Here is a 12,744-nt window from a genome sequence, read left to right as displayed (position 1 = left end):
ATCCTTTAAATCCTGCCTATTTCCTATCCAGACGGCAAGAGACTTGTGAATTTCATTATATAAAAATTATCTATTCTAATTATTTTTACAAAAGTTTACAATTGGAGCATCTATTAAAGACAAAAGATATGGGGTGAGGCAATATGAAACAGGCTTTATACATAGGCGTTTTACTTGGAACCGTCGTGTTAGCAGGGTGTAGTGCAAATGAGGAGACGAGAGCTCAAACAAAGAGTGATGAAGTGTCTAAAGTGTTAGCTAATGAACAAACTAAAGAAAGTGTGCCTGTGCCTACTAATGCTGTGGTTGAAACAAAAAGTCCTCTGCAATTAACGCAGGAACAAAAGAAAGAGTATCACAAGCAGTATGAGGAAATTGTGAATCAGGCGAACGATACAAAAATAGGGATTAATCTAGGCGTACCTTCGATTGAGGAGTTTGAACCGGAAGATTGGGCTGAGCCGGAAGAATATGAACAGAGAATTCAGGAACATATCGATTCCTTCTTGGCAAGTGAACGTGAGGCATTAAGCAATCTATCCTCACCTATGTCTGAAGTCGTTATAGGTTCGAATGGAGAAAAGAAGAAAACAGCGTATCTTTATGTTAGTGATAAGATCTTTTCAGTCGAGGTTTCGGGTGAATTTGATACGCAATTCAGTGAATACCGCAAAGGCCAAGTATTTTCAAAGGTAGACCAGATTACTTCACACATAGCCAGTTCCTCTAATGGAGTATGGAAGCAAACATTTTCTGAGGCCAAACTGATGGATAATGGCCGTACATATAGCCTTCTTATTGAAGGGGTGTATACTCTTAATCGGATAGCGACAAAGAAAGCCTTCACTGTCGAATTTAGTTGCGATGAATATGGAAATATTCGATGATAGCCTAATTCATGAACATCAATACTCTAGCGGCAACCAACTACAAGAAGGAGGGATGACATTCATGGGTATCGTACGATTTTCGAAATTCCGGCAATACAAGGATCTCCTATATGCCTTGCCGGCTTCATATACTGTGGACATGATCAGAAACAAGCACTTCCTGCTTGATCGGGATGATAAGAAAAAAATCGAAATCTATTATGCACCTTTTGAATATGTGAATGAACGCGCCAAAGTCGTGATCGTCGGGATCACACCAGGATTACATCAAATGAAGAAGTCCTTTTCGACCGTCATCGAAACGAAGGATCGACTAAACGAGGAAGAAATTCTGCATGAAGTGAAGAAACGGTCCAGCTTTGAAGGGCCGATGCGGAAAAACCTGGTCAAGATGCTAGACGAGCTAGGTTTACACGAATACCTAGGTTTGTCCTCCACGATCGAGCTATTCGACGACGCCAATTCCTTGGTCCATACCGGCTCCGTTCTGAACTATCCGGTGTTTTATAAGGGAAAAAACTATAGCGGGACGACGCCGGATATCTTAAAGACGGATCTCCTACGGAAACATATCATGGAAGGGTTTGCGACCGAAATCAGCAACATGGATCAGCCGCTCATCATTCCACTGGGCGTCAACGTCTCCAAGGTCCTCACCTACTTGGCGGAACAGAATTACCTTGATGCCGACAATCTGCTACTAGGGTTCCCGCATCCTTCAGGAGGCAATGGACACAGGCACCGACAATTCGCGGAGAATAAAGAACAGATGCAAGAAATGATCCGTGATTACTTTTTGCATCATCCAATTAAGCTGTAGGTCGCTTTGGGAAGTTAGCTTATGATGACCTTAGAGCAAAAAAACATTCAAGAATACATATAGCTCTACATTGCTGTGAGGCATGCCTCAATCCTTTTTTGAAGGGATACAAATTGAGGTATTCCATTGATTTTTATATGAAGACTTTTTAAGAATGTCTTGCAGTTGAATACTAAGAACCAATACTCTTCTGGATCCAGTTGATCTTTTTGAATGTTTAATTCGACAGGTATGTGTTGTATCAAAGCGATTATTTCCTTTTGATCCAATCCTCTTTCTAACATTTCTTTAATAGGGACTATGAGTCTTTCATCTTCACCGTGGACATAGACACTATCAGAAATGAATACTTTTGACCAAAGGGCATGGAGAATGTCCGGATAAGACTCTTGATCGACTTTCGGACTTTCAATCAGTTCATTAAAGGTGTCAGCTACATGTGCAACACTATGTGCCCATCCTTTTTCTGAGACATATCCCCTTAAATCCTGTTCAAGATTGATATAAAGTATTAACTTTTCTTTTATTTCCATCACCTTGCTTTTTGTTAAAAAATCATCTTTGTTATCCTTGTATAAGATAAGAGCCATTAAAAGCGTGGTAAAAGCTCTAGTAAAAACACTATCCGTTCCTTTTTCACCGATTCCTAGAAACAATAAGTCGTTTAAACAAGTATCTAGGAGGTCAACTAACAACGCATGCTCAAGGTAATCATTCTCGATTAACCAATAAAAAGTGCCATATATCAAATGGTCTCTCAGTTCATCATTAGTGGTACCAATATGTTTGATCATGGATTTGACTATTATATATTTCGATTCTTCATCCCAAGGTCTGATGCCCATTTTCATTTCTTGTAAAACCGTTTGTAAAGTATCTGCACTCATCGGAAATATAGTGGATTGTAAACTCATTGTATTTTCTCCTCTCTCATCAAATGTTTTTGCGATGGTTCTATTTTGTATCATCCGGTGGACAGGTAGATTTGGTGCTTTGATGCGTAAATAAATGGAGAATGGTTACTCATCGACAGTGCCCTCAGTCTGATATTTTTCCTTTAAAACATGATGCAGAAACATTATTCTCACAGCTATTATAAATTTTTGCTTGTCGGGCAAGGATTCTTGATTTCTCAAGAATTCTTCCAATTTTTCCGTAGGTATTTCACAATATGCAGCTATCGTCTCATAACTTAAGCCTATGTCTCTATGCAATCCTTCTATAATCATGCACAATCTTTGTTCTTCATCATAATCAATCGCTGTTAAAAGGGTACTCATTTCTATTGGATGCGTGTGATACAAGTTGTGGTTCGTATATAAAATCTTATCTATTACTTCATCTGACATTTTGTATACTGTTTTCATTTTTCTAATGTTGTCTTCTAATGTAATAAACTTCAAATAACTATCCTCCAATCTTCAAAAATAGGTAATAATATCCATTATACCTTTAATCATTTCCTAAAATAAAGGGTTACCCCCATCGGCGCTATATGATTTCGAAGCTAAAATAATGCCCTTTAAAAAAGGTAAAAACGAGAAAAGTGGCGAAAGTAACTGTAGAATATAGGAAAACACACAGAGAGAAAGGGATCTTTCCAATGAAGAAACTTTGGTATGGCGGCACAATTTACACAATGGAGAAAGAACATGAAACGGTAGAAGCCGTCCTTGTCGAGGGCGACAACATACTCGCTACAGGGTCATTCGATGAACTGAGCGTCCAGGCAGACGAATTAGTGGATTTGAAAGGGTCCACCATGTATCCGGGGTTCGTTGACAGCCATCTTCATATGCTGTTCCAAGGCGAAAAGTTAATTCGCCTCGATTTAACGAAAGCCCATTCGGCAACCGAGATGCTGGACATGGTGAGCGAGGCAGCGAAAACGACACCTACAGACAGCTGGTTATACGGGGAAGGGTGGAACGAAAACAATTTCCCAGACCAGCGCATTCCGACAATCGCCGAACTGGATGCCATTCGAAGTGAACCGATCCTGTTGACGCGCGTTTGCCATCACGTCGTGTTGGGTAATTCAGCAGCCCTTGCAGCAGGCGGTATCACATCAGACAGCGAACCTCCAGCGGGCGGGGCAATCGGGAGAGATGCGTCTGGTACGTTGAATGGCCTGCTTTACGACCAAGCGATAAACGCCGTTACAGATGCTGTGCCTAAAGTTGGGGAAGCGTACATTGATACCCTGACGAACACATTGAACCTTGCTGTGGATAACATGCTTTCTTATGGCCTGACGGGTGGGCATACGGAGGAAATGAACTATTTCGGTGACTTCAGGAACCCACTCACGGCGTTTCACCGCGTCGTTGGCGAGAAGAAGCATTTCCGCGTGAATATATTACGACACAACGTCGTGTTTGAAAAAATGATCGAAGACAAAGCAGAGTTTGCCGAGCCCTATATAGAAGCGGGTGCGATGAAGATCTTCGCCGACGGGGCCCTTGGCGGTTCGACGGCGGCCTTGTCCGAGCCCTATGCCGACCAACCGGATAACAATGGGCTCTTCATCCAGACTGATGAAGAACTGGAGGCGTTGGTGAAACTGGCACGCAAGTTTAACGAAGCCGTTGCCGTCCATATGATTGGAGACGCAGCGACGGAACAAGTTCTTCGGGTCATTGAAAAATACCCGGCACCAAGTGGCAAGCGGGACCGCTTCATCCACTGCTCTTTACTGCGTGAGGACCTCGTCGAAAGAATGGCGAAGCTACCGCTTGTCGTGGACATCCAGCCGGCATTCGTCCCATCCGATTTCCCGTGGATCATCGACCGCCTTGGTGAAGAAAGGGTACGCCTAGCCTTTCCATGGAAAACGCTACTGGACCGGGGCATCATGTGTGCAGCAGGAACGGATGCACCAGTGGAGGACATCAATCCACTTCTAACCATCTATGCAGCAGTCGAACGGAAAAGGCCAGACGCCAAGCATGAAGGCTACATACCTGAACAAAAGCTATCCCGTTTCGAAGCCATCCAACTGTACACGATCGGAAGCAGCCAGGCAATCAACAAAGAGCATGAGCGTGGCTACATCAAACTAGGCTACGTCGCAGACTTCACGATATTTGACCGGGACCTATTCGATGGCACGACAGACGAGATGCTTACAGCCAAAGCTCTGAAAACAGTCGTGGCGGGAAGGGTCGTATTTGAAAGGGAAGAATGAGACAAGAGGGAGATGCTTCGGTTATCGAGCATCTCCTTTTGACAAGATTGCGAGCAATTTTTACATGTTAAAGTAATAGAATCTGGTAAAATCAGGTGTTGATTTGATTGGCTTATTGAACTAACGCCTCCGTTAGTTGAAGAAGAAAAAGAGGCACTTATTCAATAATCGCGCCCTTTAACTTGTGATACGGTTCTCCGTAACATAGCTAAATGCGGTTTATATAATGCGCTTAAATATAAATCTATTTATGCCTTTATTACTAGTTGATTTTATAGGTGAATAGTATATACTAAGTTAAAATATCTCAAATTCGAGATAAAATAAATTTTAAATGAGGTATATATTATGAACTTTCAACAACTAGTTACAGCACGTCACTCGGCAGTAAATTTCATCAAAGATTTTGTCATGACCGAGGAAGATTTCAAAAATATTTTTGACTTAACGAAAACGGCTCCAAGTGCCTTCAACTTACAATATACAAATTACTTAGTCATTATGGATGAAGGCAAGAAAGAACGTGTACGCGAACTTAACTTCAACCAATATAAAATTCATACTGCGAGTGCGGTCGTTATTGTTATGGGTGACCGAGAGGGTGCAAATAGAGAAAATGCAGAAAAAATTTACGGTCCAATGAAAATGTTAAAAATGATGGATGAGGTTGATTATGATACGACGATGAAAACAATCGAAAATTTTAATGCTGAATTGCAAAAAAATCCAGCTAACTTCGACGTTGAGATTATGAGAAATGCAGGTTTACATGCGATGTTATTTATGCTGAGTGCCAAAAATTTCGGCTTCGACACATGCCCTATGCACGTGCATAATATTGAATCACTTCGCAAAGAGTTTAATATTCCAGCCAATTTAGAACCAGTTATGATGATTGCCATTGGTAAAAGTGTCGACAAAGAACGCCCACGTGGTTACCGCAAGCCTGTTGGGGAATTCGTTCAATTCAATAGTTACTAAAAATCTAAAGTCAGCATCAAATTTGGGGGCAATTCGATTGAATCAGTAGAAGCTACCTTTTTTGAGCACGATAATGGTGGCGCTCATCTATGTAGCAGACCAAAGGATAAATTGTGACCTATTCGATGGCACGACAGACGAGTTGCTTACGGCCAAAGCCCTGAAAACAGTCGTGGCGGGAAGGGTCGTATTTGAAAGGGAAAAATGAGACGAGAGGGAGATGCTTCGGTTATGGAGCATCTCCTTTTTACGTGATTGAGTTTTTTAATAAAAATTAGGAAAACCTTTTTTTGAAATTCAAATATTTAGAAAATATTACCTTGTAAAATAATGTTATATAGTATATATTGTATATAACGTATATATACAATGAGTAAAGAGGTAAACCATGAAAATTATGATTTCGAACGGCTCCAAGGAGCCAATTTATGAACAAATTTATTATCAAATCAAAAAGTTGATCTTAAGCGGGGACTTGCAGGAAGGGGATTCCCTCCCGTCGATGCGTCAGCTAGCGAAGGATCTCCAGGTCAGCATCATCACCACGAAACGGGCCTATGAAGAACTGGAAAAGAGCGGGTTCATTTATTCGATTGTCGGAAAAGGCTCTTTCGTATCCGAACAAAATAAGGAGATGATGAGGGAGAGGAAGATAGCGGTCATAGAAGAGCATTTGATGATTGCGGTCCAAAATGGGAAAGAAATAGGTTTCAGCCTAAAGGAATTGAAGGAAATGCTTACATTATTATTTACGGAGGATGAATGATGATGGAACATGTGATAGAGTTGCAGAGCATCGAAAAGAACTTTAAGGATTTTCAAATGAAAGATTTTTCTCTTTCAGTCAAGAAGGGATTCATAACAGGTTTCATAGGTGGAAACGGGGCTGGAAAATCGACCACGATCAAACTAATTATGAATTTATTGAAGCAGGAGTGTGGAACGATTTCGATATTCGGACTGAATTACAAGGAGCATGAAAGAGAGATTAAGCAGCGGATAGGCTTTGTTTATGATGAAAACATCTTTTATGGGCATTTGACTCTGAAGGAAATGAAAAACATTATCAAACCTGCCTACGATAACTGGGATGATGCCGTCTTTGAACAATATGTGGACTATTTCGAGCTGCCACTCAAGAAAAAGGTCAAGACGTTTTCGAAAGGGATGAAGATGAAGGCCTCCTTGGCGATCGCTTTTTCCCATCATGCCGAATTGATTATTATGGATGAGCCGACATCCGGCCTCGACCCAATTTCCCGCAAGGAATTGCTGGGTGTATTGCAGGATATCATGCAGGAAGAAAATAAGACGATATTCTTTTCAACGCACATCACCACAGATCTCGACCAAATTGCCGACTATATTAGCTTCATACATCGAGGGGAATTGATTTTCACGAAGGAGCTGTATGAAATCGAGGAAGAATACGCCCTTGTGAAAGGAACGCTCGATCTGTTGGACCGAGACATAGAGAAGGAATTCATCGGGATTCGCAAGGCGAACAGCGGCTTCGAGGCATTGGCGGCCTGCAAAAATCGCATTTCAGACCTATTTGGAGATACGGTCATCATCGAAAAACCTACTCTCGAACATATTATGTATTACACAAAACAGGGGTGGCAATGACATGTTCAATCTGATTAAAAAGGACGCATTGGTCCAAAAGTCACTGATTCCCTTGTATCTTGCTATTGTACTCGTATATTTATTTTTGGGAACGCCGCTTTCGTTCCTTATTTTTCTCTTAAGCATATCGCTTATGATGAATGCCTTTTATTATGAGGAAAAAGGAAATAGTCATGTTTTGTTCAACTCCTTGCCATATACGAGAAAAGAAATCGTCAGTTCCAGATATGTCGGTACCCTTTTTTATACGACCGTTATCATCGGTGTCGTCTATATTAGTAACCTAATCGTGAATGGAAAGGATGTTCCGTTTTCATTGAAGGACGTGCTTTTCACCTTTGGCATGACGATGACCTTGACCGCGGTAATCTTTCCATTCTTTTATAAATTCAAGCAACAATTTCTGTTGATTGCTTTCGGATTTTTGACAGGACTATTCATGTTCACCTACAAGACTATTCTTTATGTTTTCCGGGATGCTTTCGCAAAATTGGTTCAGTGGATAGCTGCATTACCTGATCTTCAGCTGTACGGATCAGCAACAATTATCATTTTGCTTTTGTACGCTGGGTCATGGCTTCTGTCAATCCGCATCTATAATAAGAAGGTCTTTTAACTGAAAATATTGTCAATATCAAAACCCAGCTACCTTCCTATTAGCTGGGTTTCTTAATGATCTGGCCGTAATAAGACCATTATCGTTGAGGATTGGCCTAGGTTACAGTAAGAACCGAAGCCATGTATGTTCTGGTTCGTGTAATTGTATTGCATTCCGAAGCCATTGTTTCCTCTCATCATCTAAAAGGTCTACTATCGACATGAAGTCTTGATGGTCTTTTTCTCTTGTGTTTTTCACTTTATATAGAAGGACAATTTCTGGATTTAGATAAGGAATGCCTGTATCAGAATAACTCCAAACGGACTTAAGGGGGTGCGTAATCGTTCGATCCCTTCTGAATGTCCAAGCGCCATCCTTTTCTTCATTTAGAAGAACTTCTAATTCATCTCCATTTGTCGTATTCAATGCGTATAGTTCGTGGATAGGTAACTCTAAAAACTCATTTCCCCAAGGATAGAACCTACCTTTAACAACCTTTTTAAAATCCCAATCTTTAAGATATTCTTTCAAGATTAATTGATCACTCCGGAATAAGGCAATCTCCATATCTTGATGTGGTCTTGTTTCTCGACCAATAAAAAGGTCAATGGCCCAGCCTCCTGCAAAGAACCACGGCTTATTGAATCCTGACATGAAAGAAGTCATTCTTTGACATTGTTCAAATGACATATAACTTTTATCCTTCCATATTCTTTTACTATGCTGAATAAGCTCTCTACTTATAACTTATTCACATTTAAATTCAAATGTATTTTTTCTATAGATATTGCTACATCAACAGTTTGGATCATGATATAAAAATGCTGACTTTATGGATGCATGAATACATCGTACTGAATCCGACGTTCATCATGAGACTGCCTTAACTCATGAATATTGGTCCCTCTTTCAACAATATCACGGCCCGACCTTCTTATTAATTCCGTTTGACCATCTGTATAGAAGTAAATTTTTAAATCAAATAACTCTGGATTGATAAAGGCGACAGTCATTCCTTCTACAATCGTGACTTGGTTTTGGGAAGAAATTATTTCACTTTTCATATAAGGCATATCAATTGTATAGAAATCTAAACCATCTCTAACCATCCGAACATCTCTTTCTAACAATTCCACATGATGAGCGGCCGGATGGCAGGCCGTCATTTTATAACGATGATTTTCGTTTCGATATGTATAGTCAATAACTGCATGCTTTCGAACTTCAGAACTAATAAGATATGGATCTGTATTCATGTAATTCACTTCATTTTGATTTAGTAGGATGGCGAGCCTATTGGCAAACGTCGTTTTTCCAGCAGCACCATGTCCTGAAATGCCAATTACAATCCGTTCATCTGTCGTTCTGACCCAATTTATGACCTCTTGTAATAACTTATCCATCCCTCTACCCTTTACTAATATAATGCTCTGTTCAGGCTTTACTTACATATTCCAGATGAAGCATCGTATGTCCTTTCAATCACAATAGAATGCAAGCTAATGTTCCGTATAACGTTACAAGTACAAAAGCCTGTTTTGTTGGTAAAAGACATGCGTTCCTCTATAATTGGTAATAAATTCATACAAAGTTTTTGTCTGCCTTAAGTGCAGCCTATAGCCAATGATAGTAACCACTTCGGCTCTTCCCCATAGACTTCCTAATTAATACAAGTTGAAAGTATAGTTATATGGTAATATGAAATTATTTACATATTTACAATTAAGGAGGGCAGCAAAATGAAAACGTTATTAGAAATTAAGAAAATATTTGAAGAGGAAAATATTAAGTTATTTTCTGCCGCTGACAGTACATATAGCAGTAAAGAAATTTTATTTAGTGGTGATAATGATTTAAGGGAATTTGTTGAGTATTTGACTTTTAATAATATTAAAAATGTTTTTTATTACTCATCTAACGTTACTGAAGATGCTTTAATAGAGCTTGAATGGATAACTGAAGATGATTATGGAATTAAAGCTGAAAATTTCAAAAAAAATGCAATTGAATATAACCAATTAGTAAAAAGAAATATTGGAAATTTAATCACTGCAAATTTCTTCACATTTCATAATGGCATCCTTCTCAGTGTCGCTGTGGAAAGTGACTTAGTAGAGCAGATTGAAGAGGATGGAGAGAGTGCACTAAGTAATCTCACTAGGGAATATTTAGACGAAATGTATTTTCGTAAAATGGAAAGAGAGCAAGAGTTATTAAATGAAATAGAGGAATATAGAGAAAAAGAAAAAAAGATAAAAATACAAAAGTTTTATAATTTATTAGAAAAAGATGAATATTTTAAAAACCTTACAACCAAAGATGGCCGAATTCTAAGGGCCACTGAATTAGCTGCAGGAATTGGGATAAAAGAGAATAAAACCAATATTGTTGGTTATTTAGATGTTTTTTTCACCAAAAAGAAAGTTAAAAAAATATCATCAACATAAGTACATTTCTTTTATTCCGCTTAAGCAGAGAAAACAGAAGAAAGTTTTTAGAAGGAGTTATTAAGTATGATAAATCATCAACAAATTAATAAATTGTTAGCTTGGTTTGGGTATGGCTATTTTAAAGAGGCCGATGTGGTCTTTTGGGGAAATGAAGAAGGATTAGGAGGTTTACCTAAGGAAGCCGCCATAGCAAGGTGTGAAGTGTATGGGAAAAATCAGGAGACATGGATCAATTCAAACAATTGGGAAGATGGATATTGGGACGAAACAGGTGTTGAAGGAACAAAACAACTTAAAGAGGCAACTAAACGGTTACTATTGCAACAAGGACAAGACTTGGATGAAAAGAATGAAAAAAGATATAGGGGTCCTTTTTTAACCTTTACTTCTAGGATGCTTTTAGCATTAGAGCAACCAGAAAATCCTTGGTTTGAACGTCGCAATTATTACACTAGTACCCCAGAATATAAAGGATTGTGGGATACAATAAATGATTATGTTAGAGAAGGACTGTATGAAAATAATCATAAAGTTAAGGCGGCACTAATAGATTGGAGACCGCTTCCTCGCTTTGATGAAAAGGTATGGCCATTTGAAGGATTAGATCAAAAACAATATATCAAAGCATTCAATCTTAAATCCAATTACCAAAAACGAATCGAGAAATTGTTAAGTGGTGAAATAACAACCGATATTTTCAAAGAAGATATTTATCTAAAGATGTTGTACAAAAGAATACTGTTGTTAAGAAAAGTTATAGAGACTTTTGATTTTCCTATTATGCTTGGTATAGGAGCACCTGAAGACAAAATGAAGGCAATAAAGACTGTCTTTAATGAGTATAACCCTGTATTTACTAAGCAAACGTTTTCCAACGGGAAACGTTACTATGAAGCAAATATTCAACTACCAAATAGGACTTTGAAAATTATCCTTACTATGTTTTTTAATGATTTTTCAAGCAGCTTGCAACTAACCGGATTAGAAGATTTGACTAATATAGTAAGAGAACATTTAAAAGCAGAGAAAAGAATTCCCTCTCTGGTTTGATTATAAGGTCCCGCATGCATTGGTCAGCTCTGGCAACATTAGTTTATTTCCTCATTTAGCAAATTGATAAATACTTAATAATTAATTTATTTCTTACAATAATCATACGTTCAATTCTTGAAATGGTTCAACTATCTATCGGTACAGGTCAGTGATTTAAGAGATTTACATTCGTAGTAAATTTCAATATAATTTGGAATAAAAAATAATTCGTGTTGTGAGGGGATGTATATGACTAAATCAAAATTTATACAGAAAAGTGAAGTTGTGACTGTTCTATCATCCCCTAAATTGCAGAAAATAGATTGTTCATGTTTGCAATAAGATTTCCATACTTGCGGAGGTCTTTATTTTTTTATTTAAAAATTCTCGTACAAATTTAAGGAGCTAAATGCATGGAAATTAGAGAATATCGAGCTGAAGATGAAATAGGATGGGTTAGATGTAGAGTGCTATCTTTTTTAGACAGTGCCTACTTCGACAATGTATTTCCGAAAAAAGAAGTATACGAAAATCCCGCGATAGAATTAGTAGCTGTTGAGAACGATCAAATAGTAGGCTTATTGGATATTGAATATGAAGTGAGGGAGAGAACAGTTTGTTCTAGGGGGACTGGTCTCGGAGGAATGATATGGCATATTGCCGTTCATCCTGATTTCAGGAGAAATGGGATTGGTACGCAACTTTTAAAAGTAGCAGAAAAAATAGCTAAAATGAAAGGGCTAAATCGTTTTGAAGCTTGGACACGAGATGATGAGTGGGTGAATAAATGGTATGTTAATAGTGGATTTATGAACGTAGAATCATACTTACAAGTGTTTATTGATGGCAATAGTGAACTAAAAGGTGCAATTAAGAGTGAGTTACCTGACCTATTACCCGTTCAAGCTTTTGCTCATTACATTGGAGAAGAAAAGGAACAAATAAAGAAAAGATTTAAAAGAGTATACGAATGTAATTGTTATGAGAAAAAGTTAAAAGACATCTGAATTTATTCATTCCTCTATTCATTTTGTTCTTTGTCATAAGTAGGCTGCCAATTGGTGGCCTTTTGAACGTAATTTGAGGTGGGGATAATTTAAAATAGAGCAGTTATATACAATGGAAGAACATATCGAAAACCTCTCTGAACGCTTAAT

Annotated in this window: 14 protein-coding genes and 1 pseudogene; 11 read left to right on the top strand and 4 right to left on the bottom strand. The window is 38.4% G+C overall.

The features are described 5' to 3' along the window. Positions 1 to 143 precede the first annotated feature (143 nt). A complete protein-coding gene (locus ACIQXN_RS02925; protein ID WP_402961564.1) occupies positions 144 to 887 on the top strand; it encodes a hypothetical protein in 744 nt (247 codons plus the stop codon). A gap of 64 nt (positions 888 to 951) precedes the next feature. Continuing rightward, on the top strand, positions 952 to 1,710 hold the full coding sequence (locus ACIQXN_RS02920) for a uracil-DNA glycosylase family protein (protein ID WP_402961562.1): 759 nt from the start codon (positions 952 to 954) through the stop codon (positions 1,708 to 1,710). Between the two features lie 65 nt (positions 1,711 to 1,775). On the opposite strand, the gene ACIQXN_RS02915 is transcribed toward ACIQXN_RS02920, so the two are convergent. Beyond that, a complete protein-coding gene (locus ACIQXN_RS02915; protein ID WP_402961560.1) occupies positions 1,776 to 2,624 on the bottom strand; it encodes a DUF2785 domain-containing protein in 849 nt (282 codons plus the stop codon). Positions 2,625 to 2,729: 105 nt separating this feature from the next. Beyond that, entirely contained in the window at positions 2,730 to 3,113 is a 384-nt protein-coding gene (locus ACIQXN_RS02910; RefSeq protein ID WP_402961558.1) for an HTH domain-containing protein, read from the bottom strand. Positions 3,114 to 3,313: 200 nt separating this feature from the next. Between ACIQXN_RS02910 and ACIQXN_RS02905 the strand changes: the two genes are divergently transcribed. The 6 genes from ACIQXN_RS02905 to ACIQXN_RS02880 all read left to right on the top strand — a co-directional run bounded on the left by ACIQXN_RS02905 (position 3,314) and on the right by ACIQXN_RS02880 (position 8,123). Next, positions 3,314 to 4,897: an amidohydrolase gene (locus ACIQXN_RS02905; RefSeq protein ID WP_402961556.1), complete on the top strand. Its 1,584-nt coding sequence runs from the start codon at positions 3,314 to 3,316 to the stop codon at positions 4,895 to 4,897. 348 nt (positions 4,898 to 5,245) lie between these two features. Continuing rightward, a complete protein-coding gene (locus ACIQXN_RS02900; RefSeq protein WP_402961554.1) occupies positions 5,246 to 5,878 on the top strand; it encodes a nitroreductase family protein in 633 nt (210 codons plus the stop codon). A gap of 61 nt (positions 5,879 to 5,939) precedes the next feature. Beyond that, positions 5,940 to 6,086 (top strand): hypothetical protein, encoded by a 147-nt coding sequence (locus ACIQXN_RS02895; protein ID WP_402961552.1) that lies wholly within the window; start codon positions 5,940 to 5,942, stop codon positions 6,084 to 6,086. 180 nt (positions 6,087 to 6,266) lie between these two features. Next, complete coding sequence (locus tag ACIQXN_RS02890) at positions 6,267 to 6,644, top strand: GntR family transcriptional regulator (protein ID WP_402961550.1); 378 nt, start codon at positions 6,267 to 6,269, stop codon at positions 6,642 to 6,644. A 2-nt stretch (positions 6,645 to 6,646) separates the two neighbouring features. Further along, entirely contained in the window at positions 6,647 to 7,507 is an 861-nt protein-coding gene (locus tag ACIQXN_RS02885) for an ABC transporter ATP-binding protein (protein ID WP_402961738.1), read from the top strand. Position 7,508: 1 nt separating this feature from the next. Beyond that, positions 7,509 to 8,123: an ABC-2 transporter permease gene (locus tag ACIQXN_RS02880; protein WP_402961548.1), complete on the top strand. Its 615-nt coding sequence runs from the start codon at positions 7,509 to 7,511 to the stop codon at positions 8,121 to 8,123. A 102-nt stretch (positions 8,124 to 8,225) separates the two neighbouring features. Here the strand turns inward: ACIQXN_RS02880 and ACIQXN_RS02875 are convergent, their stop codons facing one another. Together ACIQXN_RS02875 and ACIQXN_RS02870 are read right to left on the bottom strand one after the other, a co-directional pair. After that, positions 8,226 to 8,795 carry a nucleotidyltransferase domain-containing protein gene (locus ACIQXN_RS02875; RefSeq protein ID WP_402961546.1) on the bottom strand — a complete coding sequence of 190 codons (570 nt, stop codon included), beginning with the start codon at positions 8,793 to 8,795 and terminating at the stop codon, positions 8,226 to 8,228. Positions 8,796 to 8,938: 143 nt separating this feature from the next. Continuing rightward, positions 8,939 to 9,508, bottom strand: a pseudogene (locus ACIQXN_RS02870) (uridine kinase family protein); the annotation flags it as partial. Between the two features lie 336 nt (positions 9,509 to 9,844). Here ACIQXN_RS02870 and ACIQXN_RS02865 point away from each other — a divergent pair. The 3 genes from ACIQXN_RS02865 to ACIQXN_RS02855 all read left to right on the top strand — a co-directional run bounded on the left by ACIQXN_RS02865 (position 9,845) and on the right by ACIQXN_RS02855 (position 12,594). Continuing rightward, positions 9,845 to 10,552, top strand: a complete 708-nt coding sequence (locus ACIQXN_RS02865) for a hypothetical protein (protein ID WP_402961544.1) — start codon at positions 9,845 to 9,847, stop codon at positions 10,550 to 10,552. A gap of 66 nt (positions 10,553 to 10,618) precedes the next feature. Continuing rightward, positions 10,619 to 11,605 carry a hypothetical protein gene (locus tag ACIQXN_RS02860; protein WP_402961542.1) on the top strand — a complete coding sequence of 329 codons (987 nt, stop codon included), beginning with the start codon at positions 10,619 to 10,621 and terminating at the stop codon, positions 11,603 to 11,605. Between the two features lie 395 nt (positions 11,606 to 12,000). Beyond that, the gene (locus tag ACIQXN_RS02855) at positions 12,001 to 12,594 is read left to right on the top strand and encodes a GNAT family N-acetyltransferase (RefSeq protein WP_402961540.1); all 594 of its coding nucleotides are present in this window, start codon (positions 12,001 to 12,003) and stop codon (positions 12,592 to 12,594) included. Positions 12,595 to 12,744: the final 150 nt, after the last annotated feature.

The sequence above is a fragment of the Peribacillus sp. NPDC097295 genome, assembly GCF_044761665.1.
Taxonomy (GTDB): domain Bacteria; phylum Bacillota; class Bacilli; order Bacillales; family DSM-1321; genus Peribacillus.
Note: the sequence above shows the minus strand (reverse complement) of the source record. Positions and strands in the feature narration are given on the sequence as shown.

Excerpts from the sequence above, each read along its gene's own strand:
- ACIQXN_RS02915 (WP_402961560.1), bottom strand. The coding sequence starts at position 2,624 with ATGAGTTTACAATCCACTATATTTCCGATGAGTGCAGATACTTTACAA.
- ACIQXN_RS02880 (WP_402961548.1), top strand. The coding sequence starts at position 7,509 with ATGTTCAATCTGATTAAAAAGGACGCATTGGTCCAAAAGTCACTGATT.
- ACIQXN_RS02875 (WP_402961546.1), bottom strand. The coding sequence starts at position 8,795 with ATGTCATTTGAACAATGTCAAAGAATGACTTCTTTCATGTCAGGATTC.
- ACIQXN_RS02855 (WP_402961540.1), top strand. The coding sequence starts at position 12,001 with ATGGAAATTAGAGAATATCGAGCTGAAGATGAAATAGGATGGGTTAGA.
- ACIQXN_RS02865 (WP_402961544.1), top strand. The coding sequence starts at position 9,845 with ATGAAAACGTTATTAGAAATTAAGAAAATATTTGAAGAGGAAAATATT.
- ACIQXN_RS02925 (WP_402961564.1), top strand. The coding sequence starts at position 144 with ATGAAACAGGCTTTATACATAGGCGTTTTACTTGGAACCGTCGTGTTA.
- ACIQXN_RS02890 (WP_402961550.1), top strand. The coding sequence starts at position 6,267 with ATGAAAATTATGATTTCGAACGGCTCCAAGGAGCCAATTTATGAACAA.
- ACIQXN_RS02920 (WP_402961562.1), top strand. The coding sequence starts at position 952 with ATGGGTATCGTACGATTTTCGAAATTCCGGCAATACAAGGATCTCCTA.
- ACIQXN_RS02885 (WP_402961738.1), top strand. The coding sequence starts at position 6,647 with ATGGAACATGTGATAGAGTTGCAGAGCATCGAAAAGAACTTTAAGGAT.
- ACIQXN_RS02860 (WP_402961542.1), top strand. The coding sequence starts at position 10,619 with ATGATAAATCATCAACAAATTAATAAATTGTTAGCTTGGTTTGGGTAT.
- ACIQXN_RS02900 (WP_402961554.1), top strand. The coding sequence starts at position 5,246 with ATGAACTTTCAACAACTAGTTACAGCACGTCACTCGGCAGTAAATTTC.
- ACIQXN_RS02905 (WP_402961556.1), top strand. The coding sequence starts at position 3,314 with ATGAAGAAACTTTGGTATGGCGGCACAATTTACACAATGGAGAAAGAA.